We start from the raw sequence: 24138 nt of genomic DNA, 5'->3' as shown, positions 1-24138 counted from the left end.
AACGAAGGGGAGGATGGCGTGAGTCAGAGGGAAGAATTCCACAATATCGACGACACCAGCGACGGGCTGTTTCGCGAGCTCGCGGCGGGGGTGACTACGCGCATCTTCTCCGGCGAGCAGGCGATGCTGTCGGTGGTGACGCTGGCGCCGCATGCGCAGGGCACGCTGCACCATCATCCCGAGGAGCAATGGGGCGTGCTGCTCGACGGCTCGGCCATCCGCGTCCAGGGCGATGAGGAGATTGCCGTGAAGAAGGGCGATTTCTGGCGCACGCCGGGCAATGTGCCGCACACCATGCGCGCCGGCCCCAATGGGGCCCGGGTGCTGGACATCTTCAGTCCGCCTCGGCCAGAATACAGAAAAGCGGGGTCGGGCTTCGGGACGACCTAAGCGCTTCGCGCTTAGGGTATCTTCTTGAGCATGATCTTATCGGAAAACCGCTGCACACTTTTCCGGATCATGCTGTAGCGCCAAAGAGCAAAAGCCGGGCGCTGAAAGCAAAAAGGGAGGGGACCATGACGATCACACGACGTACGCTGCTGGCTGCACCGGCCATTCTCGCAATGGCACCGGCGGCGGCGCAGGCTGGCAAGATCACGCTGGTCGTGCCGTTTCCGCCGGGCGGCTCGACCGATGCGATGGCACGGCTGTTGCAGGCCAGCCTGCAAACCAAGCTCGGTCGCATCGTCGTGGTCGAGAACAAGTCCGGCGCCGCCGGCGCGCTCGGCGCGGCGCAAGTCGCCAAGAGCCCGGCCGACGGCACCTCGTTCCTGGTCACCTTCGATTCCCACGCGGTGATTCCGTCGATCCTCGACAAGCCGCCGGTCGATGTCGAGCGTGAGCTGATGCCGGTGCTGCTGATCGGCACCGCACCCTATGTGATCGCGGCCGGCGCCGGCCGCCCCTACAAGAGCTTTGCCGACGTGGTGGCCGCCTGCAAGGCGACCCCGGGCGCGGTGAAATATGCCTCCGTCGGCATCGGCACGCTCGGCCATCTCGCCATGACCGTGCTCGGCAGCAAGGCCGGGGTCGAGATCATGCACGTGCCTTATCGCGGCGGCGGTCCGGCCATGAACGACGTGCTCGGCGGCCATGTCGATCTCATCGCGGGATCGGCGGCGCTGGTCGCCGCCCAGCTCGGCACCAACATGCTGCATCCGATCCTGCAGCTCGGCCGTGAGCGGCTGCCGGCCCTGCCGGATACGCTGACCGCGATCGAGGCGGGCTTTCCCGATTTCGAGACGCTGGCCTGGTGGGGCATCTTCGCGCCCGCAGGCACGCCGCCCGATATCGTCGCAGCCATGGCGACGGCGTCCAAGGAAATCCTCAGCGAGCCCGCGACCGCCGCCCAGCTCAAGGACACCCAGCACATGACGCTGCTGCTCCAGGACGGCGCGGCCTTCAAGACCTTCTTCGACAAGCAGGTCGCCTATTGGGGCAAGGTGGTGAAGGACAACAATATCAAGGCGTGAGGCCGAGCGGCAGGCCTTCGTATTGGGCAACGTGGAGGGCTTCCGATCCCGTCTCCGCTTTGATATGTACACCTCCAGGCAACCCGCCTGACTTGCGGGTTCCGCGGTCCCGTAGCTCAGCCGGATAGAGCGACGGTTTCCTAAACCGTAGGTCGGAAGTTCGAGTCTTCCCGGGATCGCCAATCTTCATAGTCTCTTGCCGGTCATTACAGCCCTGGGGCCTCCCTGCCAACTGCAGGCGTGTGGTCGCGGGTGTACGCGAGGCGGCACGCAGGACGCCATGGCCGTGTGGCCGGACGCCCCTCGGCAGAGATCGGAAATCCGCGGAAGTCACTCTCGTTTCGAGAGACGAGGTTCGGGCAGGCGTCCGCGACGTCGCTGGAGTCGGCGGCGCCGATTGATGTGTGCAGCCCGCCGTCGATGATTGGCGAAGCGAAGGCACGCGACGTGAGGGCGCAATACATATTGGTGTTGACGAAGACCGCACAGGTTCGTCGCCGATTTAAATAGCGCGCTCGATCGAAATTAAATTGCGAACATTAATTCTCAGTCCAGTGATAATATTAATTTTGGCCGGCGGCGGGAACTGCGGCTGCGCGATTTAAAAACTCCATCCTCGGGTCAATGAATCGTCTCAAAAAAGGCGCGTGCGAATTCGAACACGCTCCCGATGGGGCGGCAAAGAAGCAGTCGAGTTGGACTGAGCCGCGACATATCGAACCGTATGCGCAAGAGACTCAGTCTGCGCGTGCACTGCAGAGGGGATGAACAAACATGGCAATTGCTGGATTTCCAGACGCGAATACCACCGGTCTTCCTGATGGCGTTATCCTGACTCCATCGGGCGATATAACTGTCACTCAACCAGGTACCGTCATCGACGCTCTCGATGTCAAAGGCACGATTTCGGTCCTCGCCGATAACGTCACGATTCAGAATAGTCGCATCACGTCCAGCGATTGGACAGGGATCTGGATCAAGGATGGCATTACAGGAACTGTCGTCAAGGACAGCGAGATTTTAAATGTTGGAAGCAGCCCGGATGGTGCGAACGGCATCGTCGGTTCAGGCACATTCCTGCGTAACGATATCCATGACGTGGAGAATGGTATTATTGTCACCGGGTCGAGCCTCGTCCAGGACAATTATATCCATGCCATGAATGCGCCCGATGTGCGTCTCGGCACGTCATTGGGTGGTCCGCACTATGATGGCATCGAGATCGACGGCGGCGTTTCAGACGTCATCATTCGGCACAACACCGTCATCAACGAGAACAGCTACGTCTCGGCCGTGATGATCAATAATGACTTCGGTCCGGTTTCCAACATTCAGGTGGACGGCAACTATCTTGCAGGGGGCGGCTATACCCTTTACTCCGATGGCAGCTTCAGCAGCACCGACAAGATTTCCGGCGTCTCGTTCACCAACAACGAACTTGGTGAGGGCAAGTGGGGTTACTATTACTTCAGGAACAACACGCCCGTCCTGACGAACAACGACGAACTCGGCACGGGATGGCAGACGTCGTCTCCGACGCCCCCCGCAACGCCCGATGTCCCGGCAGCGCCGAGCATCGCATCCTGGTCACCCGATACGGGCAAGACTGGCGATGGCATCACTGACGCCAGTCAGATCACCCTGCACGGTACTGCCGCGGCTGGCAGCACCGTGAAAGTCTATGACGGTTCGACGCAGATCGGCACGGCGACCGCGACTTCGACCGGAAGCTGGGACTACATCACCAAGGTCTTGACCGATGCGAAGCATACGCTGACGGCGACCGCGACCAACTCGTCGGGGCAAACCAGCGTGGCATCGACTGCGGTGGCGGTCACCGTCGATACCAAGGCGCCAGCTGCACCGGCGATCGCGAGTGACACCGTCAACACTGCCAATCAGGTCGTGATGTCGGGGACCGCTGAAGTGAACAGCGCGATCAAGGTGTTCGACGGAACGACCCAGGTCGGCACCGCGACGACCAACGCGAGCGGTGCGTGGAGCGTCACGACGTCCGCACTGTCGGCCGGTTCGCACGCCCTGACGGCAAAGGCGACCGACGTTGCTGGCAACGTCAGTGCTGCGTCGGCTGCTGTGGATGCGGTCGTCGGTTCTGGAACGACGACGGGCTCCACCGGTTCGGGCACGTCCGGTTCGGGTACCTCGGGTACGGGTACCACCGGCACGGGCACATCAGGCACCGGCACCACTGCGCCGGCCGCGCCGAAGATCGCCTCGTTCTCCAACGATACCGGCACCGCCGGTGATCACATCACGAGCGACAAAACGGTGACCCTGGCGGGGACTGCGGTTGCCAACAGCACGGTCAAGGTGCTCGACGGCACGACCCAGCTCGGCACCGTCACGGCGGATGCGAACGGAGCATGGCACTACACCACCGTCGCACTGCCTGACGGCAAGCACAGCTTCACCGCGACCGACACGGTCTCCGGCGCCACCAGCAAGGCATCGGCTGCGCTGGATGTCACGGTGGATAGCGCTGCCCCCGATGCTCCGATCCTGTTGAGCGATCCCACCACGCATAACCGCGCAACGGTATCCGGTACGGCGGAAGCGGGGAGCTCGATCAAGCTCTATGAGGGCACGACCCTGCTTGGCACCGCGACCGTCGCGAGTGATGGCGACTGGAGCGTGACGACCCCGAATCTCAAGCACGGGTCCCACACCTTCACCGCGACCGCGACCGATGCCGCCGGCAACACCAGCGCCTTGTCGCAGCCGATCGATCCGCCGATTGGTCATGGCGGCACCAAGGACGCTGCGACCGTCGAGGTTACCAATGTGCGCCAGCACTGGGATCACACCGCGACGATCAAGGGCACGGCCGATCCCAACAGCGAGATCAAGCTGTATGACGGCACGACCTCGGTCGGTTCGGTGACCACGGGAGCCGACGGCAAGTGGAGCTTCCAGACCTCCGACCTGTCGGGCAAGTCCCATGCCTTCACCGCGGAACAGGTCGACACCACGGGCCACGTGGTCGGCACCAGTTCGGGCGAGGCGATCATCGGCTCGGGCCGCAGCAACACGCTGACCGGCACCACCGGCAACGATGTCATGGTGGGCAAGGCGGGTGCGGATACGTTCGCGTTTGCGTCGAACTTCGGCCAGGACGTCATCAAGGACTTCGCTGCCCGTGGACCCACGCACGACACGATCGAGTTCAGCAAGAGCGTGTTCGACAGCTTTGCGAGCGTTCTCTCCCACGCGGCCCAGTCAGGCCACGACGTCGTGATCGCGACGGGGAGTGACACCCTCACGCTGAAGAACACGCAGCTCGACAAGCTGAACAGCCACGACTTCCACTTCGCGTAGGAGACGGGTCAGCCAGCACAAGCTGGTACTCGACAAACTGCCTCGGAGGATCCTTTGGGGGATCCTCCGACAAGGCCACGACTGAAGCTCGACGGCGGGGTGATCCCCCGCCTACGGCTTCCTAAACCGTAGGTCGGAAGTTCGAATCTTCCCGGGATCCCCATTTTTCATGGGCCACCGTTACGGTTTGCCGCGCCATTCGGCGTGAATATTGCTAGAAGCGAACGGCTTCCTTCCTCGCTGGCCCGGCTGCGATGCCGCCGCACCTCACTGCCTCATCCGGAGACGACGATGCCTTTCGACTTGATCCTGCGCGGGGGGCGGGTGATCGACCCCTCCCAGAAGCTCGATGCCGTGACCGATGTCGCCTTTGCCGGCGGCAAGGTGGCGGCGGTCGGCGGCGCCCTCAAGGCCGACCCGGGCACCGAGGTGCGCGACGTCTCGCAGCTCATCGTGACGCCGGGGCTGATTGATCTGCACACCCATGTCTATTGGGGCGGCACCTCGCTCGGCATCGATGCCGAGGAGTTCTGCCGCCTCTCCGGCGTCACCACGGCGGTCGACACTGGCAGCGCCGGACCCGGCAATTTCGCCGGCTTCCGCAAGCATGTGATCGAGCCGAGCGAGGTCCGCATCCTTGCTTATCTGCACGTGTCGCATGCCGGCATCTTCGGCTTCTCGCACCGGATCATGGTCGGCGAGAGCGAGGAATTGCGGCTGATGAATCCGATCGAGGCGGCCAAGGTGGCCGATGCCAACCGCGATGTCATCGTCGGCATCAAGGTGCGCGTCGGCCTGCATTCCTCGGGCACGTCGGGGGTGGTGCCGCTCGACATTGCGCTCGAGGTTGCCAACGAGGTCGGCATGCCCCTGATGGCGCATATCGACCATCCGCCGCCGAGCTATGAGGAGGTGCTGGCACGTCTGCGTCCCGGCGACGTGCTGACCCATGCGTTCCGCCCCTTTCCCAACACGCCGGCGACCGCGCAAGGCACGGTGAAGAAGGCGGTGCTGGACGCGCGCGAGCGCGGCGTGCTGTTCGATATCGGCCACGGCAAGGGCTCATTCGCGTTCAAGACCGCGCGCGCGATGCTCGCCAACGGCTTTTATCCGGACACCATCTCCTCCGACATCCACCAGCTCTGCATCGACGGCCCCGCCTTCGACCAGGTCACGACCATGTCGAAGTTCCTGTGCATGGGCATGGAGCTGTCCGACGTGATCGCGGCCTCGACGGTGAATGCGGCAATGGCGCTGCGTCGCCCCGAGCTCGGCAGCCTCAAGCCGGGCTGCGTCGGCGACGCCACGCTGATCTCGGTCAAACAGGGCCAGTTCGACTACGAGGACGTCGTCGGCGAGCACCTGATCGGCAACCGCAAGATCGTGTCCGAAGGCGTCGTCATCGGCGGCCGCTGGTGGCATCCGAATTGAGTCGGCGCTAGCTCTGCTCGCGATAGTATTGCAGCAGGCGCGTGCCCGCCGGCGACAGCCAGTCCGGCGCACCGGTGATGTAGCCTTCGACGCGCCCGCCCGTTCCGACGAGATAGGTGATGGGCATGCCGACGATCGAGAACATCTCGGTCGAGGCCTGGGCCGCCGCGCCATGAGCATCGACATAGCAGGCGAGGCTCTGCAACGAGAGGCCGCCGAGAAATGTGCGGGCCTTGCGCAGGTCTTTGGTGTCAGTGCAGATCGCGACCACGTCAAGCCGCTCGGGTCGCGAGGCCGCAAGGCTTGCCAGCATGGGCAGGTCGAGCTTGCAGGCCGCGCACCAGGTGGCCCAGAAGTTCACCAGGGTGATACTGCCCGGCTTGGCAGCCACGACAACGTCCTTGCCGTGCGGGTCCTGAAGCCGCAGTTGTGGCATCAACGCGTGCGGCCGCACCACTGTGAACTGGCTGCGGCCGGCTTCGAACACCGGCGGCCAGCTGTCCTGCGCGCCGGCGGTGCGCAGGACAGTGAGATAGGCCGGCGCGGCGATCAGGAGCGATCGCCGCGACAACGCGCGAGGCTTCTCACGCATGAATATAGGCCCAGCCTTTGAGTTGCAGGTCGACCACGCGTCCGATGCCGAACGGGACGAGGTTCGCGCCCGCAATCAGCGGGATCGAGACTTGCTCCTTGGCTTCCGCGATCACCTTGGATGAGGCGCACATGCTGTAACTGAGGCTCGGCAGCGATTGCCGCAGCGTCACCAGCGGCTCGATCAGTGGCGTCTTGTCGGCGCGGAAGATGTCGATGCCCTTGCCGTTGGCCACGACCTCGATCAGCATTTTCGCGCCCTTGTCGGCAAAGTGCTTGGCGAGATTGGCCGAGTAACTGATCGCGTGGCCCATGACATAGGGCTCGTTGCTGTCGATCAGGATCACGACGCCCTCGGTGAGGCGATCCTCCTTGGCCGCGGCGGTGCCGGCGGCCGTGAGGATCGATGCGCCCGCCAGCAGCCCCCTGCGAGACCATCCATTGGCAGAGATCATGGTGCGGCGTTCCCGTCGATCAGAACTGACGCGGCGCGATCGGCGCCTTGCCGTTGCGTCCCCACAGCACGAACAGGCTGAGCGCAAGCAACACGACGTTGAGCGGTGCAACGTCAGCTTCGCCGCGCGAGAGGTGGAAGACCAGCGCAATGACCTGCAACACCGCGCAGCCGAGCGCGGCCAGCACCGTCAGCCGCGGCAGGATCCGCGTCAGGGCCGGCAGCAGGATGCCGATGCCGCCGGCGAGGTCGACCAAGGCAATGGAGCGGACGAAGGTCTCCGAGTACTGGCCGGCCCAGGGCATCATCGCGGCCAGCTGGGGAATCGGCGTGGTCAGCTTTACCAGCCCCGCCGAGATGAAGACGAAGGCGAGGAGGACCTGCGCGGCCCAGAGGCCGATGCGGAGGGCGCGGCCGGGGGCGGGGGTCTCGAAGGTGGCGGTGGACATGGTGGTTCTCCGGAATGTGAGGGTTGCCACCATTTGATAGTTTCACCGTTTTTGATCATTATCGGCTTTGGGATTAGTTCATTTCCTGGATGTTGATGATCTCATGGATTCTCTGGTCAGCATGAGGGTGTTTTGCCTGGTCGCCGAGCTGAAGAGCTTCGCGACCGCGGCACAGCGCCTGCGCATCTCCCCGGCCATGGCGAGCAAGCATGTGATGCAGCTCGAGAAGCGCCTGGGCACGCGGCTGCTGAACCGGACCAGCCGGCGCGTCAGCCTGAGCGAAAGCGGCGCGCTCTATTTCGAGCAGGCGCGGCAGATGCTGGATTCGCTCGACGAGGTCGAGGCCGCCGTCAGCAATGCCACCGTCGTTCCGCACGGCACGCTGCGCCTGACCGCACCGGTGTGGATGGCGAACGCGATTTTTGCGGGCGTGCTGGCGGACTACCAGGCGCGCTATCCCGAGGTCCGTCTCGACGTCGATCTCAGTGGCCGCCTGGTCAACCTCGTCGAGGAGGGTTTTGATCTTGCACTTCGCGCGACCGGCACGCCGGACGAGGCGCTGATCGCGCGTCCGATCACCAGCGTCCCGTTCTACATGGTGGCGGCTCCCGCCTTCCTCAAACGCGCGGGCCGTCCATCGGCCTTCGCCGATCTCGCCGGCCAGCCGCTGCTGCACTACGCGCTTTACCCGGGCGAGAGCTTCTCCTTCACGGGCGAGCACGGCCCCGAGACCGTCAAGCTCAACCCGGTGCTGCGCAGCGGCAACGAAACGCTGCTGCACATGGCAGCAATCGAAGGCATGGGCCTCGCCTTTCTGCCGAAATGGCTAGTCGCCGAGGACATCGCCAGCGGTCGTCTGGAGCACGTCATGCCTGGCCACATCATCTTCGCCGGAAAGCTGTTTGCGGTCTATCCGAGCCGCAAATATCTCTCCGCGAAGGTCAGGACCTTCATCGACTTCATCGCCGCCGACAGGCGGATGAAGTAGCTGCTCACAGCAACCGGATCACAGTGACCTCGCGATCAGCAGCTTCATGATCTCGTTGGTGCCGCCATAGATCTTCTGGATCCGGGAATCGATGAAGATGCGCGAGATCGGGTATTCCTGCATGTAGCCGTAGCCGCCGAACAGCTGGAGGCATTCGTCGGCGGTCTCGACCTGCTTCTCCGAACACCAGTATTTCGCCATCGACGCGGTGACGGTGTCGAGATCCCCGGCGACCAGGCGCTCGATGCACCAGTCGACGAAGACGCGCGCGATCATCGCTTCGGTCTTGCGCTCGGCCAGCTTGAAGGCGGTGTTCTGGAAATCCATCAGCGGCTTGCCGAACGCCTTCCGCTCCTTGGTGTAGTCGGTGGTGAGCTTGACCGCGCGCTCCATCGCGGCGACGGCGCCGACCGCGAGCGCAAGCCGCTCCTGCGGCAATTGCTGCATCAGTTGCACAAAACCCTGGCCTTCCTCCTTGCCGAGCAGGTTTTCCGGCGGCACGGTCACGTTGTCGAAGAACAGTTCCGAGGTGTCGGAGGCATGCAGGCCGATCTTGTCGAGGTTGCGCCCGCGCTTGTAGCCGTCCGCGCCCGTGGTTTCGACCACGAGCAGCGAGATGCCCTTGGCACCAGCATCGCCGGTGCGCGCGACCACGATGACGAGATCAGCGGCCTGGCCGTTGGTGATGAACGTCTTCTGGCCGTTGATGACGTAGGAATTGCCCTGTTTCTTGGCCGTGGTCTTGACGGCCTGCAGATCCGAGCCGGTGCCGGGCTCGGTCATGGCGATGGCGCCGACCATCTCGCCCGAGGCCATCTTCGGCAGCCAGCGCTTCTTCTGCTCCTCCGAGCCGTAGTTGAGGATGTAATGCGCGACGATGGCGCTGTGCACGGAGACGCCGGTCGTCAGCTCCGGCACCGTGCTTTCGAGATCGTCCAGCACCGCCGCGTCATAGGCGAAGGTGGCGCCCAGCCCGCCATATTCCTCCGGCACGCTCGCCAGCAGCGCGCCCATCTCGCCGAGCCCGCGCCAGGCGAAGCGGTCGACCATCTTCTGCTCGCGCCATTTTTCGGCATGCGGCGCCAGATCCTTGGTGAGATATTTCCGGAACTGGTCGCGGAAGACATCGAGCTCTTCGGTCATCCAGGAGGAGCGATAGGACATGGTTACCTCGGTTGATGCGGCTTTCCGGCTAGGTAGGCCAGTCAGCCGCGGCAATTATTGTGTTTTCAGGCTGCTCCGGTGACGCTACCAAGGCGGCCGGGGCGGCGTCTGTCGGGATGTCTGATTTTGGCGACCAAAACACAAGAGCTCAAGCTCGACATCGAGCGCATCGGCACGGTCTCGGCGATTCTGACGCAGCCTGACAATGCGCGTGCCTGTTACGTGCTGGCGCATGGCGCGGGCGCCGATATGCGGCATGCTTTCATGGACAAGGTCGCGGCCGGCCTTACCGATCGCGGCATCGCGACCTTTCGCTTCAATTTCCCCTACATGGAAGAGAAGAAGGGACGTCCCGACCAGCCGGCGGTCGCGCACGCTGCGATCCGCGCGGCCGTCGCGGAGGCGGCGCGGCTGTGCCCCGGGGTGACGCTCGTCGCAGGCGGCAAATCATTCGGCGGACGCATGACCTCGCAGGCGCAGTCCAAGGCGCCGTTGCCTGATGTCAAAGGGCTCGCCTTCCTCGGCTTTCCCCTGCACGCCGACAAGAAGCCGTCGTCCGAGCGCGCCGAGCACCTCGCCGGCGTCACCATCCCCATGCTGTTCCTGCAAGGCACGCGCGATGGGCTTGCTGATCTCGGCTACCTCAAACCTGTCATTGCTGCGTTAGGTGCGACAGCGACGCTGCATGAGATCGAAGGCGGCGATCACTCGTTCGCGGTGCTGAAGAAATCCGGCCGTAGCAATGACGAGGCGCTTACAGAGGTACTGAACGCGCTCGTAGCCTGGATCGACACGCTCGCCTGAGGCTCAGGCGGAATAAAGCCCCTTGTCGCGGGCCTTCTGGATCGCGAGCGCGGCGATCAGGTCGAGCGTCGGTGTCGACAGGCCTGCCGTGCGCGCGAAGGCGGCGGGCGCCTTCACCAGAACGTCGATCTCCATGGCGCGGCCAAGCTCGTAATCCTGCAGCAGCGATGGCTTGTGATTGGGGGCGGGTCCACTGCGCGTCACGCGCTTGACCTCCGGGATGAAATGCTGCGCGATGTCGTTGGCCTCGTTCAGCATGCGCGGGATGACGTCCGCAAAGGCGGCGTCGTCGCGCACGCCGCGTGCGGTCTGGCCGGTGAGCAGGCACAGCACCGACAGCGACATGTTGGTCAGCAGTTTTGACCAGATCGCCTCGCGGATTTCCGCCACCGGCGGTGATTCCAGCCGCGCGTCGTTGAAGACGCCGCGCAGCTTGGTGATGCGCTCGCAATTGCGGTCGTCGCATTCGCCGATCAGCAGGCGGTTGCGGTCCGGGGTGAGGTTGTGCACCACGCCGGGCGCGGTCACCTCGTTGGAGGAGAAGACGACGCCGCCGATGATCCGCTCCTTCGGGATGCAGGCGCGCAAGCGTCCGCCGGGGTCGAGGAAGGAAATGTCCGGAGGTGTCGGGTGCCGCGGCGGCAGGCCGATCCCGTACCACCAGGGAATACCGTTCTGCGCAAAGACGATGGCGGTGTCGTCCTGAAGCAGCGGCTTGATGCTGGCGACCAGCCCCGGGAGCGCAGTGGCCTTCAACGTCGAGATCACGACGTCCTGCGGACCGAGCTGGGCTGGGTCGCCCGAGGCGTTCACCTTGGCGGAGACCTCGGAATCGCCGACGCGCAGTTTGAGGCCGCCCGCCCGGACCGCCTCCAGATGCGCCCCCCGCATCACGCACGAAACGTCATGACCAGCGCGCGCCAGCCGGACCGCGATATGGCTGCCGACGGCGCCCGCGCCGAAAATGCAGATGCGCATGATGATTCCGTTCCTGGTCCCAAACTGCCGCCCGGCGCCACCATGACACAAGCCGCCATGCGATGGGCGCGACCGCCCCACGCTGGAAAGATATGGATCGGGATGCGTTGCCTCGGCCATAGTGCACGGCAAACCAATGACCGGAGGATCGCCGATGACTGCCAGCCCCGTGCTGTGGACCCTCGACGAGCGTGGGGTTGCGACCGTCACGTTGAACCGGCCGGAGGTCAACAACGCCTATGACGGCGCGCTGATCGCAGGCGTGCTCGCGGCGATGGACGATCTCGGCAAAAAGCCGAATCTTCGCGTTGTCGTGCTCAACGGTAATGGCAAGCATTTCCAGGCCGGCGCCGACCTGAAATGGATCAACGGCGTGCGGCCGCAATCGGCTGATGCGAACGAGGCGGCCTCGCGCGCGACCTTCGAAGCCGTGCAGCGGCTCAACACGCTGCCGATCCCGACGGTGGCGCTGGTGCAGGGCGGCTGTTTCGGTGGCGGCACCGGCGTGATCGCGGCTTGCGACGTCGTGATCGCCGCGGACAACGCCCTGTTCTCGATCACCGAGGTGCGCTGGGGCTTGACCGCGGCGATCATCATCCCGCAGCTCTGCGACGCCGTCGGCGTGCGCCAGGTCCGCCGCTACGCGCTCACCGGCGAGCGCTTCGGCGCCGAGGACGCCCGCCGCATCGGCCTCGTCCACGAGGTGGTGCCGCTCGCCGATCTCGAAGCCGCAGGCGCGAAGGTCATCGAGCAGTTGCTCGCCAACGGGCCGGAGGCGATGGCCGAGACCAAGAAGCTCGCGCTGGAAAGCTCGTTCGGCGGCATGGCGGTGGACGATGCCGCGTATGCGCGGCTCGTCCACCTGCATTCGCTCAAGCGCCAGAGCGCGGAAGCGGCGGAAGGGCTGGCGTCGTTCGCCGAGAAGCGGGCGGGGAATTGGGGCGGTGGGAAAGGTTGAGTGTCAGCAGCCGCGGCAGATGTTGTTGATGCTGCGATAGACGGCGTCGTCGTCCTGCCGCATCTGGCGCAGCGTTTCGAGTGTCTGACCGTCGTTGGCGGGTGCAACGGGCCTGCGCTTCGCGGCGAGTTCGTCCTCCTGCCGCTTGTAGCAGGCCTCGCGCTCGGGCTTGGCCTGAATGAAGCGGCAGTTTTGCTCCACGGCTGCGGCGGGAGCGGCGGAGATCGCGAGAGCGATCACGGCGGGCAGGGCGAATTTCAAGAGCGTCGAATCCATGCGGCCACTTCTGTCAGGTCCGCCATTCCCGGGCAACCGTCTTTTGGCGGGCTACGGCACTGCACTTCACAGCGACGGCGCCAGTGACGTTTTCAGCAGCGTCAGCAGCGCCTGCACCGCGGCGGCATTGCGCCGCCGCTCGGGGATCGTGGCTTTCACCCACAGCTCCGGAATTGGAAAGTCGCGCAGCACCGGCTTGAGCGTGCCGTCGCGCAAGGCGTCCGCGACGAGATAATGCGAGATCAGCGCGATGCCGTTGCCGGCGATCGCGCTGCGCGCCAGCACGTGTCCCTCATTGGTGGAGAGCAGCGGGCTGACCTGGATGCTGATGCGGCCGCGTGGTCCGTCGAAGATCCATTCCGGGCCGGTCGGCATGAAGCTGAGGCAGCGATGCTCGACGAGGTCGCGCGGATGTTTTGGCGTGCCATGTTTCTTCAAATAAGCGGGCGAGGCGCAGAGCAGCCGCCTCAGCGCGCACAGCGGCTCGTCGACCACGCCGCCGAAGGAATGCGGGAAAGCGCCGATGGCGATGTCGAAACCTTCGGTGACGGGATCGACCGGGCGGTCGATCAGTATGATATCGAGCTTCAGCTTCGGGTTCTGGGTCTGGAATGCGCTGAAGGCATCCGCGAGCCGCGCCACCGTCAGCGACGTCGGAGCCTTGATGCGCAGATGATCGACGAGGTCGTGGCCCTTCTCGCCCATGCGTGAGAGCAGATCGGTCGCATCGGTCACCACGCCGCGTGCGCGATGCACATAGCGCTGTCCGGCCTCGGTCAGTCGCAATTGCCGGGTCGAGCGGTGAAACAGCGCCGTGCCGATCCGCGCCTCCAGCTGCGTGACGCGTTTTGCCACCACCGAGGTCGAGACACCGAGCTTTCGCGCGGCGGCCGAGAAGCCGGCGGCGTCGGCGGTCGCCAGGAAGGCTTGCAGGTTCACCAGGATGTCCATGTCGACCTTTCCCGATTCGCGAAAGCTGATCGCGTATTTTGGTAGATTGTAGCCCGCCTCGCGTTAATTCATAGTCGAACCCAAGCAAGAATCTGGGAAGGGACGCGCCATGCGGGCCATGACGATCGAAGAACCGGCACGACAGGTGCCGCTCTATGGCGAATATGAAGTCGTCGTGCTTGGCGGCGGCCCGGCCGGCATCGTTGCCGCGGCCTCAGCCGCGCGCGCGGGGCGAAAGACGCTTCTGATCGAGCGCTATGGCTTTCTCGGCGGCATGGGCACCGCTGCCGGTGTCACAAATTTTTGCGGTCTGCATGGCAATGTCTACGGCCAGGCCCATCGCCTCGTGCAGGGCATGGCGTCCGAGCTGCTGGCGCGGATCGATCGGCTCAACGGCCTGAACACGCCGCATCTGATCCTCGACAAGGTCTTTGCGCAGGCCTACGACACCGCGGCCTACAAGATCGCGGCCGATCAGTTGCTCGCGAGCCACAAGGTGCACATCCTCTTCCACGCGCTCGGCGCCGGCGTCGTGATGGGTGACGACAGCCGCATCGACGCGCTGATGGTCGAGACCAAGGCCGGGCGGCAGGCGGTGCGATCAGAGATCTTCATCGATTGCTCCGGCGACGGTGATCTCGCCGTCTGGGCCGGCGCGCCGTTCGAGATCGGTGACGAGCATGGCCATCCGATGTACCCCTCGATGATGCTCCGCCTCAACGGCATCGATCCCGCAAAGGCGGGCGAAGCCTGGCGCACCATTCCGCAATTGATGGAGAAGGCGCTCGCCGCCGGTACCCACACATTTCCGCGCAAGAGCGCCATCGTGCGGCCGCAGAAATCCGGCATCGAATGGCGGGTGAACTTCACGCAAGTGGCGCGCGAGGACGGCCATGCCATCAACGGCGTCGAGCCTGACGATCTAACCCGCGGCGAGATCGAGGGCCGCAAGCAGGCGCTCGCCGCCTACGAGTTCCTGCGCAGCACCGTGCCGGGCTTTGAAAAATCCTACATCGTCGATTTGCCGCCGCAGCTCGGCATCCGCGAGACCCGCCGCATCAAGGGCGGCTACCAGCTCAGCGGCGAGGACGTGCTCGGCTGCGCCTCCTTCGAGGATTCGATCGGCGTCAATGGCTGGCCGATCGAGGCCCACGTGCCCGGCGACGTGATCTTCACTTTTCCGCCGATCCCGGAATCGCGCGGCTATAACGAGTTGCCCTACCGCATGCTGGTGCCTGAAGGCGTCGACAACCTCCTGGTCGCCGGCCGCTGTGCCTCCATGACCCATGAGGGCCAGTCCGCGGCGCGGGTGTCGGGGGCCTGTTTCGTGATGGGCGAGGCGGCCGGTTCCGCCGCCGCGCTGGCGCTGTCCGGAAACCGCATCCCCCGTGATATCCCCATTGAAAAATTGCAGGAAACGTTGAAACAACAGGGCGCCTTCATCGGCCGGGACCAGATGGTGCCCGAAGGCCTGTAACGCACTGCAAGACAACGACGGCGGAGGAAACGGGATGATCGGGATAATGCGGCTCGCGCTTGCGGGGCTGGTGGCGATCACGGCGATGGGCACGGCGCGGGCCGAGGACGCGCTGAAGGCCAGGATCGGCGTGCTCCGTCTGTCCTCCTCCGCGCCGGTCTTCATCGCGCAGGACAAGGGCTATTTCCGCGAGGCCGGCCTCGAGGTCGAGCTGAAATTCTTCGACGCGGCCCAGCCGATCGCGGTCGCGACGACCTCGGGCGACGTCGATTTCGGCATCACCGCCTTCACCGCCGGTCTCTACAATCTCGCCGGCAAGGGCGTGCTGAAGGTGATTGGCGGGATGAGCCGCGAAAAGGCCGGCTATCCCCTGATCGGCTATTTCGCCAGCAACAACGCCTACGCGGCCGGATTGAAGACGCCGAAGGACCTCGCCGGCAAACGCGTGGCGATGACGCAGGTCGGATCGAGCTTTCATTATTCGCTCGGCCTGCTCGCCGACAAATACGGCTTCAAGCTCTCTGAGGTGAAGATCGTGCCGCTGCAATCGCTGTCGAACGCCGCTGCCGCGCTGAAGGGCGAGACCGTCGATGCGGCGCTGCTGCCGATCTCGACCGCGCGAAAGCTCACGGACGAAGGCGGCGCGAAATTCTTAGGGTGGGTCGGCGACGAGACGCCGTGGCAGCTGGGCGCCGTGTTCGCCTCGCCGAAGACGCTGACCAACAAGGCGCTGGTGACGAAGCTGCTCGGCGCACTCGCCAAGGCCGACCGCGAATATCACGACGTCATCCTCGCCTCGATGAAGGACGGCGTCGCCCCGATCAACGACAAGACCAAGCCGCTGCTGGAGATCATCGCAAAGTACACCAATCTCCCGGTCGAGCAGGTGGTCGGCAATTGCGCCTATATCGACCCCGACGGCAAGCTCGACGTGAAGAACGTCGACAACCAGATCAAATGGCTGCAGGAGCAGGGCTTTGCCGACAAGGGCTTCGACGCCAACGCGATCATCGCCAAGGAATTTGTGAAGGCGGATTGATTGATGCGAGTCCTACTCTCTCCCCGTCATCCTGAGGTGCTCGCGAAGCGAGCCTCGAAGGATGCGCGGCCCGGATGCAGCGGGGCCGTCGCCCTTCGAGGCCTCCGCTTCGCTCCAGCACCTCAGGGTGACGGATTGAAGAGCGGAGTTTGAGATGGACCTGATCGCCAACCACATCAGCCACCGCTTCGGCGACCTCGCCGTGCTCGACGACGTCTCCTTCACGGTCAGCGCCGGGGAGGTGGTGGCGATCGTCGGGCCCTCCGGCTGCGGCAAGAGCACGCTGCTGTCCATCCTCGGCGGGCTGTTGCAGCCGACCTCAGGCGAGCCCGAGCTGCGCGGCGCGCCGCCGGCGGACAGCCTCAATCCGCTGACCTTCGTATTCCAGGATTTTGCGCTGCTGCCCTGGGCGAGCGTGGAGGAGAACGTCGAATTCCCGTTGCTGCACACTCAGCTCTCGGCCACGCAGCGCCGTGAGCTGGTCGAGGATGCCTTGCGCCGCACGGGGCTGACTGATTTTCGCAAAACCTATCCCAAGCAGCTCTCCGGCGGCATGCGCCAGCGTGTCGGCATCTCGCGCGCGCTCGCGGTGAAGCCCGCGATCCTCTTGATGGACGAGCCGCTCTCCGCGCTGGATTCGCAGACCCGCGAACTCCTGATGGAGGATTTCGTCCGCCTGCTCGCCGATGGCGGCATGGGCGCGGTCTATGTCACCCATAATCTCGAAGAGGCTGCGCGGCTGGCCGATCGCATCGTGGTGTTGTCACGGCGGCCCGGCCGCATCCGCGAGGTCGTGACCGTGCCGATGACGCGCACTGAACGCGGCGAAGCGGCGGCGCGCGAAAAACTGCTGGCGCTGCAGAACCAGATCTGGTCGCTGATCCGCAACGAAGCCATCGATGCCGAGCGCGAGGTCCAGCATGCTTGATCGCGCGGCGACTGACACTGCGAAGGACAGCGCGACGCGGCGCGTCCGCTTTCGTGGCGCCGGCTTCGTGCCCGCGTCGAGCCGTTTCGGCGGCTGGATCGCTCTCGCACTGGTCATCGCGATCTGGCAGGCGGCGGGCAGCACCGGCCTCGTCAATCCCCTGTTTCTGCCTGCGCCGTCGGCGATCGCGCGCGCGATCTATCAGCTCGCGATCTCAGGCGCGCTCTGGCAGCATTTGTCGGCATCGCTGCTGCGCATCGGCGTCGGCTGGCTGTTGGGGACGGCGGCTGGCGTCGCCGTCGGCTTTGCCATCGGCCTGTCGCGGCTCGCGCGCAGCGTCGGCATCACCTTCATCTCGGCGCTGTTCCCGATCCCGAAGATCGCGCTGCTGCCGCTGTTGATCCTCTGGCTCGGCATCGGCGAAGAGCCGAAGATCGCGACCATTGCACTGGGGGTGTTCTTCTCCACCGCGATCTCGGTCTATAGCGGCGTCGATGCGGTACCGCGCAACCTCATCCGCATGGCGCAGAGCTTCAACGTTCCCTTCGCCACCATCGTGCGCAAGGTGGTCTGGCCGGGCGCGCTGCCCGCGATCCTCGCCGGCTTCCGGATCACGGCGTCAGTGGCGTTGTTGCTCGTCGTCAGTGCCGAGATGATCGGCGCCCAATACGGCATCGGCGCCTTCGTGCTCCAGGCCGGCAATCTGATGCAGACCGATCAGCTGCTCGCGGGCGTGGTGATCCTGTCGGTGTTCGGGCTGGCGGTGGGGAAGGTGATCGGCTGGCTGGAGATAAGGCTGCTGCACTGGCGGTAGCTGCAGCCGCAATGATGCGGGGCGCAGATGAGCCACAACCTCCGCCGTCGTCCCGGCGAACGCCGGGACCCATACCGCGTGATCTATCGAGTGTGGGCGGTCTTCGTACCGGCTGGATAACTGCAAGTCTTCGCCAAACTACTCCCTGTGGTTATGGGTCCCGGCGTTCGCCGGGACGACAGTTGAGTATTTGTCCGGCAGCGTGGCCTCACGCATTCCCGCGATCCTCGCGAAACAAATCCAGCTTCTGCTGCACGGGACGATCCGAGAAGCTGAACAGCACGGCATCGTCCTCCGCCTCGTGGGTGACCCATTGCCAGCTCGGCACCACGAACAGATCGCGCGGGCCCCATTCGAAGACGGCATCGCCGATCCGGCTGCGGCCGCGGCCTTCGATCGGGCAGAACACGGTCGCATCGGTCGACCGGTAGCGCGCGGTCTTGAAACCCTTTGGCAGCAGCTGGATGAAGGTGCCGATGGTCGGCATCGCGAAATCGCCGGTCTCGGGGTTGCTGAACTTCAGCTTGAGGCCGTGGCAGGCGTCCCACTCCTGGCTCGTTCTGGCTTTCTCCAGCGCCTCGCGCGTGTAGGCGTAGGGATAACTGAAGATCGGCGAGGTCTTCGAGCTCCGCTTGACGTCGACCGGCAGCAGGTTGTGGCCGTAGCGGGCAAAGCTGTCGCCGGCCGGCTTTGTGATCCTCTGCTGATCTTCCTTGGAGCCTTCCGCAAAGGAGCAATCGAAGAACTGCACCAGCGGAATGTCGAGGCCATCCAGCCAGAACATCGGCTGATCGGTCTCGTTGGAATGATCGTGCCAGGTCATCGACGGCGTGATGATGAAATCGCCGGGCTCCATCGCAGTGCGCTCGCCGTCGACGGCGGTATGGGCGCCCTTGCCTTCGAGCACGAAGCGCAGCGCCGACTGGCTGTGCCGGTGCGCCGGCGCGACGTCGCCGGGCACCACCATCTGCACGCCGGCATAGAGCGAGGTCGTGATCTTGGACTGGCCGCGCAGGCCGGGGTTCTCCAGCACCAGCACGCGCCGCTCGGCTTCCTTGGCGGTGATCAGCTTGCCGGCCTCCGTCATGTAGTCGCGGATGATTTCGAATTTCCAGAGGTGCGGCCGGCAGGCGCTCTTCGGCTCCGGCGTGATCAGGTCGCTCATCACCGTCCAAAGCGCGGTGAGATTCTCGCCGTCGATCTTCTTGTAGAACGCCTCGCGTTCCGGCGTCTTGGTCACCGCTTCCATGGTGGCGCTCCCGTCGTTTTGTTGATTGACAGTATACTGACGATCTAGGTAGCGTCAATGTGGCGGACGACATACAAGGTCCTCGTCATTCCGGGGCGACGCGCCAGCGTCGAGCCCGGAATCCATAACCCCGATCGGGAGTATGGATTCCGGGCGCTCGCTTCGCGAGCCCCGGAATGACGGAGAAAAACTAACAGGGAGGTCTCCATGAAGCTGCACGGCTATTTCCGCTCCAGCGCCGCCTATCGGGTGCGGATCGCGCTGAACCTGAAGGGCCTCGGTGCCGAGCACCTGCCGCATCATTTGCGCAAGGGCGAGCAATGCGCGCCCGCCTATCTTGCCATCAACCCGCAGGGCCTGGTGCCGGCGCTGGAGAACGATGGCGGCGCGGTGCTGACGCAATCGGTCGCCATCATCGAATGGCTCGACGAGACCCATCCCAACCCGCCGCTGCTGCCGAAGGATCCGCTGCGGCGCGCCAAGGTGAGGGCGTTCGCAATGGCGATCGCCTGCGACACCCATCCGGTGCAGAACCTGAAAGTGCTGGCGCGGCTGCGCGAGCTCGGCCTGCCCGAGGAGAAGGTCCAGGACTGGGCGGCCTGGGTCAACCGCGAAGGGCTGTCGGCTTGCGAGGCTCTGATCAAGGACGAGCCCGGCCCGTTCTGCTTCGGCGATGCGCCGACGCTCGCCGATCTCTGCCTGGTGCCGCAGCTCGCCAATGCCCGCCGTTTCGGGGTCGACGTGTCGGCCTATCCGCGTCTGCTCGCGGCAGAGGCGGCCGCAAAGGCGCTCGCCGCGTTTGCCAACGCTGCGCCGGAGAAGCAGCCCGATGCCGAGTAAGCCTCCTCCTCCGATCACGATCGACGCGGTTTATGCCGCGCCGGGCTATCTGTTCCGGCGCATGCAGCAGATCGCGGTCTCGATCTTCATGGAGGAGTGCAAGACGTTCGACCTGACCCCGGTGCAATATGCGGCGCTGATCGCGATCCACACCCATCCCGGCATCGACGCGACGCGGCTGTCGGCGGTGATCGCCTTCGACCGCTCCACGCTCGGCAGCGTGATCGAGCGGCTGCAGGCCAAGGACTATGTCGAGCGCAAGCCGGCCCCTGAGGACAAGCGGATCAAGCTGCTCTATCTAACCAAATCCGGCGCCGCGATCCTGCGCGAGATCATTCCCGCCGTCGAGCGCGCCCAGGCGAGGATGCTGGAGCCGCTGAAGCCCGCCGATCGCAAGACGCTGATGGGGCTCCTGGTGCAGCTCGTCGATCTCAACAACGAGGCCTCACGCGTGCCGCTGCGTGCCGAGGATGCGCTGGAGCATCTGGGGAAGGCGGGGTGAGGGTGGTGTGAGGCGATACTCACGCCTCATCCCCGCTGTCGTCCCGGGGCGCGCGTAGCGCGAGCCCGGGACCCATAACCCCAGGGAGAAATTTGGCGAAGACTCGCGGTTACCAGTCGCGCACCAAACCACTCCCTGTGGTTATGGGTCCCCGCCTGCGCGGGGACGACACCTGTGGTGTGGCGACGTCTCGTCTTCACATCCGCAGCAACGCCTGCCGATCGATCTTCCCCGTGCCGGTCTTCGGCAGCTCGTCGGTGAAGATCACCTCGCGCGGATATTTGTAAGGAAGCAGCTTGCCCTTGACGTAATCCTGCAGCCGCCGCGTCGCGTCACCCCGGTCGTCCGTGCGGCTGTTCATCACCACCACCGCCTTCAGCGTCATGCGCCGGTCCGGCAGTTCGGCGGCGAACACCGCGCATTCGCGGATATCGGGATGGTCGGCGAGGCACAGCTCGACCTCGAGCGGGTAGACCCACTGTCCCGAGATCTTGATGAGATCGTCGGCGCGGCCGCGGAAGAAGTGGAAGCCGTCGGCATCGCGCACGAAGCGGTCGCCGGTGTAGATCCAGCCGCCCTGCCGAATCGTCTCCGCGGATTTGTCCGGCCGGTTCCAGTACAGCGGCGTGTTGGAATCGCCGCGCACCCACAAGATACCTTCCTCGTTGTCGGCGACATCGCGTCCGTCCTTGTCGCGCAGCGCGACCTCGTAGCCGGGCACGCGCAGGCCTGCGGCCCCTAACTTCTTCTGCTCGGGCCTGTTGGAGAGATAGATGTGCAGCACCTCGGTCGAGCCGAGCCCTTCGACGATCTCCAGGCCCGTGAGCGTCTTCCAGCCGTTGAAGACCTCGGCCGACAGCACCTCGGCCGCGGAGAGCGACATGCGCAGCGACGAGAAGTTGGTCTGTTGCGCGCCCTCGGCCTTGGTCAGGGACGTGTAGAGCGTCGGCAGGCCGAAGAAGACCGTCGGCTTGTGCTGCTCGATCGCCGCGAAGATCGTGGCCGGCTTCGGCTGGCCCGGCAGCAGCAGCGTTGCCGCGCCCGCCGAGAACGGGAAGGTGACGGAATTGCCGAAGCCATAGGCGAAGAAGATCTTTGGCACCGAGAAGCAGATGTCGTCGGGCGTCAGCTTCAGCACGTTCTGCGCAAAGGCGAGCTCGCTATAGGACATGTCGTGCTGGAGATGCACGATGCCCTTGGGCCGGCCGGTCGAGCCGGACGAATACATCCAGAACGCCATCTCGTTGCGATGCGTCTCCGCTTCCGCCAGCTCGGCCGGGAATTGCCTGAGCCAGTCCGTCGCCGCGAGCGCGCTCGGCGCGGCGTGATCGCCCGCCTCGCCATTGGCGACAATCAGCGTGCACAGGCGCGTGTCCTTGCAGGCCTCGGCATTGAAGCGTGGCGCGAGTTCGGCGTCCGCCACCGCAACGCTGGCGCCGGAATCGGCGAGGTAGAATTGCAGCAAATCCGGCGGCGTCAGCGTGTTGATCAGGAGCGGCACGAAACCGGCCCGCACCGCGCCGAAGAACGCGGCCGGGTAGGCCGGGGTGTCGTCGAGAAACAGCAGCACGCGGTCGCCGCGCTTCAGGCCGAGCGATGCAAAGCCGTTGCCCCAGCGGCAAGTCTCGTCGCAGAGCTCGGCGTAAGTCCGCGTGCCTGCCGGACCCATGAGCGCGACCCTGTCGCCACGGCCCTTGGCGAGATTGTCGAACAGCACGCGGCTGGCGTTGTAGATTTCAGGAACGGCAAAGCTGATCTCGCGCGCCCCCTCGCTATCGGCGGGAACCTGGTCGAAGATCTCGTTGCTCATGCCTCGTCCCCGCCGTTCTTGGCAGCCTCGTAACGCGCCATGAAGCCCGGCGACATGTGGCGCAGGCGTGCATCGTCGATGCGGCCGGAGCGGGTGATGTAGCTGTAGGCGAAGTCCATCAGACCCTGCTGCATGTGCTGGGCAAAATGCTCGTACCAGAAGGCGCTGGTGCGCGCCGCGTTGACGAGCTTTTGTACCACCGGTTTTCGCGCGGCCTGGTACCGGTGCAGCGCGGTTGCAAGATGCGCATCCGATTCCAGCGCCTTGACCAGCGCGATGGCGTCCTCGATTGCGAGCCGTGTGCCCGAGCCGATCGAGAAGTGCGCCGAATGCAGGGCGTCGCCGATCAGCACCATGTTCTTGAACGACCAGTGCTCGTTCCAGACCCAGGGAAAGTTGCGCCAGACCGATTTGTTGGAGACGAGGCAATGGCCGCCAAGCGTGTCCGCGAACACCTCTTCGCAGACGCCCTTGGACTGCTCGACGTCCTTGTAGGCGAAGCCATAGGCCTGCCATGTTGCGTGGTCGCATTCGACCAGGAAGGTGCTCATGGCGGGCGAGTAGCGGTAGTGATGGGCGTTGAAGGCACCGCGATCGGTCTTCACGAAGGTCTGCGACAGCGTGTCGAAGCGCTTCGAGGTGCCGTACCAGACGAACTTGTTGGAGGAGTAGGACAGCGAGGTGCCGAAATCTCCCTCGAAGGCGCGGCGCACCTGCGAGTTCAAACCGTCGGCGGCGACGATCAGATCGTGGCCGTTGAGCTGGTCGATCGCATTTATCTGCGTGTCGAAGCGCGGGGTGACGCCAGCGTCGAGCGCGCGCTGCTGCAGGAACCGCAGCAGCTCGAGCCGCCCGATCGAGGAGAAGCCGACCCCGTCGATGGCGACGCTGTCGCTGCCGAGGTTCAGCGTGATGTTCTGCCAGCTCTCCATGTGCGGCGCGATCGCATCGACCGTCTCGGGGTCGTCGGCACGCAGAAATTCCAGCGCCTGGTCCGAGAACACGACGCCAAAGCCCCAGGTCGCGTCGGCCGGGTTCTGTTCGAACAGGTCGACTTGATCCTCGGGGTGACGCTTCTTCCAGAGATAGGCGAAGTAGAGCCCACCGGGCCCTCCGCCAATCACGGCGATCCGCAACGTCTGCCTCCCTAATTGACAGTATACTTACTATCTAGGGGTAGACTAATGTGCTCCGGCGTCCCGCGCCAGCGGAATTATCGGCCAGCGCAGGCGCGCCAAAGCGCACTTCGGCCACACGTTTTACGCGTGTCCGAAACCTCAGGTCCGAATCATAGCCAAACCGCGCCGGCTTGGCCATCCGCACCGTCAGACGCAGCGCTTCACGTAGACCCCGTTCACCAGCACCCGGGTACAGCGCACGGCTGGAACCGGCTTGCGGACCACGACGGCCGCGTTCGGCCCGGCGCAGCCGGCGCGATAGACCCCGCGGGCGCAGACCACCGCATTGGCGTCGGTGGCCTCGAACGTCATCGTCGCTCCGAAGGCGAGGAGCGCAGAAGCAACGAGCAGCAATGAACGCATGTTGTCCTCCCGGTCTTGCCGTGATCGAAATCGGATATCTGCAAAAGATCTGTCGTTGCAGGCGTGCGGAAATTCATGCGCACGCC

24 protein-coding genes and 1 tRNA gene are annotated in these 24138 nt (G+C 64.7%); 14 read left to right on the top strand and 11 right to left on the bottom strand.

Annotated features, from left to right (window positions below):
• The first annotated feature begins 18 nt into the window (after positions 1–18).
• From GDN70_RS00830 to GDN70_RS00810, 5 genes are all read left to right on the top strand, one after another.
• Positions 19–390: a dimethylsulfonioproprionate lyase family protein gene (locus GDN70_RS00830; protein WP_038947388.1), complete on the top strand. Its 372-nt coding sequence runs from the start codon at positions 19–21 to the stop codon at positions 388–390.
• Between the two features lie 125 nt (positions 391–515).
• Complete coding sequence (locus GDN70_RS00825; RefSeq protein ID WP_152102046.1) at positions 516–1472, top strand: tripartite tricarboxylate transporter substrate-binding protein; 957 nt, start codon at positions 516–518, stop codon at positions 1470–1472.
• Positions 1473–1577: 105 nt separating this feature from the next.
• Positions 1578–1654 (top strand) — tRNA-Arg (locus GDN70_RS00820).
• 916 nt (positions 1655–2570) lie between these two features.
• Complete coding sequence (locus tag GDN70_RS00815; protein WP_173015732.1) at positions 2571–4808, top strand: Ig-like domain-containing protein; 2238 nt, start codon at positions 2571–2573, stop codon at positions 4806–4808.
• A 291-nt stretch (positions 4809–5099) separates the two neighbouring features.
• Complete coding sequence (locus GDN70_RS00810; protein WP_028143848.1) at positions 5100–6239, top strand: amidohydrolase/deacetylase family metallohydrolase; 1140 nt, start codon at positions 5100–5102, stop codon at positions 6237–6239.
• A gap of 7 nt (positions 6240–6246) precedes the next feature.
• Here the strand turns inward: GDN70_RS00810 and GDN70_RS00805 are convergent, their stop codons facing one another.
• From GDN70_RS00805 to GDN70_RS00795, 3 genes are read right to left on the bottom strand one after another with little or no spacing between them, the layout of a single operon-like run.
• A complete protein-coding gene (locus tag GDN70_RS00805) occupies positions 6247–6831 on the bottom strand; it encodes a TlpA disulfide reductase family protein (protein WP_152102044.1) in 585 nt (194 codons plus the stop codon).
• Complete coding sequence (locus GDN70_RS00800; RefSeq protein ID WP_028143846.1) at positions 6824–7285, bottom strand: DsrE family protein; 462 nt, start codon at positions 7283–7285, stop codon at positions 6824–6826. Before GDN70_RS00800 ends, GDN70_RS00805 begins: the two co-directional genes overlap by 8 nt.
• 19 nt (positions 7286–7304) lie before the next feature.
• Positions 7305–7733 (bottom strand): DoxX family protein, encoded by a 429-nt coding sequence (locus GDN70_RS00795; RefSeq protein ID WP_038947392.1) that lies wholly within the window; start codon positions 7731–7733, stop codon positions 7305–7307.
• A 103-nt stretch (positions 7734–7836) separates the two neighbouring features.
• On the opposite strand from GDN70_RS00795, the gene GDN70_RS00790 reads away from it, so the two are divergent.
• Positions 7837–8721 carry a LysR family transcriptional regulator gene (locus GDN70_RS00790; protein ID WP_028143844.1) on the top strand — a complete coding sequence of 295 codons (885 nt, stop codon included), beginning with the start codon at positions 7837–7839 and terminating at the stop codon, positions 8719–8721.
• Between the two features lie 18 nt (positions 8722–8739).
• On the opposite strand, the gene GDN70_RS00785 is transcribed toward GDN70_RS00790, so the two are convergent.
• A complete protein-coding gene (locus GDN70_RS00785) occupies positions 8740–9885 on the bottom strand; it encodes an acyl-CoA dehydrogenase family protein (RefSeq protein WP_028143843.1) in 1146 nt (381 codons plus the stop codon).
• A 126-nt stretch (positions 9886–10011) separates the two neighbouring features.
• Between GDN70_RS00785 and GDN70_RS00780 the strand changes: the two genes are divergently transcribed.
• A complete protein-coding gene (locus tag GDN70_RS00780) occupies positions 10012–10689 on the top strand; it encodes an alpha/beta family hydrolase (RefSeq protein WP_173015731.1) in 678 nt (225 codons plus the stop codon).
• Between the two features lie 3 nt (positions 10690–10692).
• On the opposite strand, the gene GDN70_RS00775 is transcribed toward GDN70_RS00780, so the two are convergent.
• Complete coding sequence (locus GDN70_RS00775; RefSeq protein ID WP_038947396.1) at positions 10693–11667, bottom strand: ketopantoate reductase family protein; 975 nt, start codon at positions 11665–11667, stop codon at positions 10693–10695.
• A 154-nt stretch (positions 11668–11821) separates the two neighbouring features.
• Here GDN70_RS00775 and GDN70_RS00770 point away from each other — a divergent pair, with 154 nt between their 5' ends.
• Entirely contained in the window at positions 11822–12625 is an 804-nt protein-coding gene (locus GDN70_RS00770) for an enoyl-CoA hydratase-related protein (RefSeq protein WP_152102042.1), read from the top strand.
• A gap of 3 nt (positions 12626–12628) precedes the next feature.
• Here GDN70_RS00770 and GDN70_RS00765 read toward each other — a convergent pair whose 3' ends face one another.
• Positions 12629–12901: a hypothetical protein gene (locus GDN70_RS00765; protein WP_038974703.1), complete on the bottom strand. Its 273-nt coding sequence runs from the start codon at positions 12899–12901 to the stop codon at positions 12629–12631.
• Between the two features lie 66 nt (positions 12902–12967).
• Positions 12968–13852 (bottom strand): LysR family transcriptional regulator, encoded by an 885-nt coding sequence (locus GDN70_RS00760; protein ID WP_038947399.1) that lies wholly within the window; start codon positions 13850–13852, stop codon positions 12968–12970.
• 109 nt (positions 13853–13961) lie between these two features.
• On the opposite strand from GDN70_RS00760, the gene GDN70_RS00755 reads away from it, so the two are divergent.
• From GDN70_RS00755 to GDN70_RS00740, 4 genes are all read left to right on the top strand, one after another.
• Entirely contained in the window at positions 13962–15329 is a 1368-nt protein-coding gene (locus GDN70_RS00755; RefSeq protein ID WP_028143837.1) for an FAD-dependent oxidoreductase, read from the top strand.
• 34 nt (positions 15330–15363) lie between these two features.
• Positions 15364–16368 (top strand): ABC transporter substrate-binding protein, encoded by a 1005-nt coding sequence (locus GDN70_RS00750; protein ID WP_028143836.1) that lies wholly within the window; start codon positions 15364–15366, stop codon positions 16366–16368.
• Positions 16369–16522: 154 nt separating this feature from the next.
• Complete coding sequence (locus GDN70_RS00745) at positions 16523–17296, top strand: ABC transporter ATP-binding protein (protein WP_038947402.1); 774 nt, start codon at positions 16523–16525, stop codon at positions 17294–17296.
• Positions 17289–18110: an ABC transporter permease gene (locus GDN70_RS00740; protein ID WP_028143834.1), complete on the top strand. Its 822-nt coding sequence runs from the start codon at positions 17289–17291 to the stop codon at positions 18108–18110. The genes GDN70_RS00745 and GDN70_RS00740 overlap by 8 nt, the downstream gene beginning before the upstream one ends.
• A gap of 208 nt (positions 18111–18318) precedes the next feature.
• Here GDN70_RS00740 and gtdA read toward each other — a convergent pair whose 3' ends face one another.
• Positions 18319–19359, bottom strand: coding sequence for a gentisate 1,2-dioxygenase (gene gtdA, locus GDN70_RS00735; protein ID WP_038947403.1), 1041 nt, complete (start codon positions 19357–19359; stop codon positions 18319–18321).
• Positions 19360–19566: 207 nt separating this feature from the next.
• Here gtdA and maiA point away from each other — a divergent pair, with 207 nt between their 5' ends.
• Positions 19567–20199 carry a maleylacetoacetate isomerase gene (gene maiA, locus GDN70_RS00730; RefSeq protein WP_038947404.1) on the top strand — a complete coding sequence of 211 codons (633 nt, stop codon included), beginning with the start codon at positions 19567–19569 and terminating at the stop codon, positions 20197–20199.
• Positions 20189–20701, top strand: coding sequence for a MarR family winged helix-turn-helix transcriptional regulator (locus GDN70_RS00725; RefSeq protein ID WP_028143831.1), 513 nt, complete (start codon positions 20189–20191; stop codon positions 20699–20701). The genes maiA and GDN70_RS00725 overlap by 11 nt, the downstream gene beginning before the upstream one ends.
• 196 nt (positions 20702–20897) lie before the next feature.
• Here GDN70_RS00725 and GDN70_RS00720 read toward each other — a convergent pair whose 3' ends face one another.
• The 3 genes from GDN70_RS00720 to GDN70_RS00710 all read right to left on the bottom strand — a co-directional run bounded on the left by GDN70_RS00720 (position 20898) and on the right by GDN70_RS00710 (position 24052).
• Positions 20898–22511 (bottom strand): benzoate-CoA ligase family protein, encoded by a 1614-nt coding sequence (locus GDN70_RS00720; RefSeq protein ID WP_152102041.1) that lies wholly within the window; start codon positions 22509–22511, stop codon positions 20898–20900.
• Positions 22508–23647 carry an FAD-dependent monooxygenase gene (locus GDN70_RS00715; protein WP_028143829.1) on the bottom strand — a complete coding sequence of 380 codons (1140 nt, stop codon included), beginning with the start codon at positions 23645–23647 and terminating at the stop codon, positions 22508–22510. The genes GDN70_RS00720 and GDN70_RS00715 overlap by 4 nt, the downstream gene beginning before the upstream one ends.
• A 189-nt stretch (positions 23648–23836) precedes the next feature.
• Positions 23837–24052 carry a hypothetical protein gene (locus GDN70_RS00710; RefSeq protein ID WP_028143828.1) on the bottom strand — a complete coding sequence of 72 codons (216 nt, stop codon included), beginning with the start codon at positions 24050–24052 and terminating at the stop codon, positions 23837–23839.
• Between the last annotated feature and the right edge of the window lie 86 nt (positions 24053–24138).

Origin of the sequence: Bradyrhizobium sp. TM102, from assembly GCF_009176685.1 — a bacterium.
GTDB lineage: Bacteria > Pseudomonadota > Alphaproteobacteria > Rhizobiales > Xanthobacteraceae > Bradyrhizobium > Bradyrhizobium ottawaense.
The sequence above is the reverse complement of the archived record's forward strand: the minus strand, read 5'-3'. Positions and strand labels throughout refer to the sequence as shown.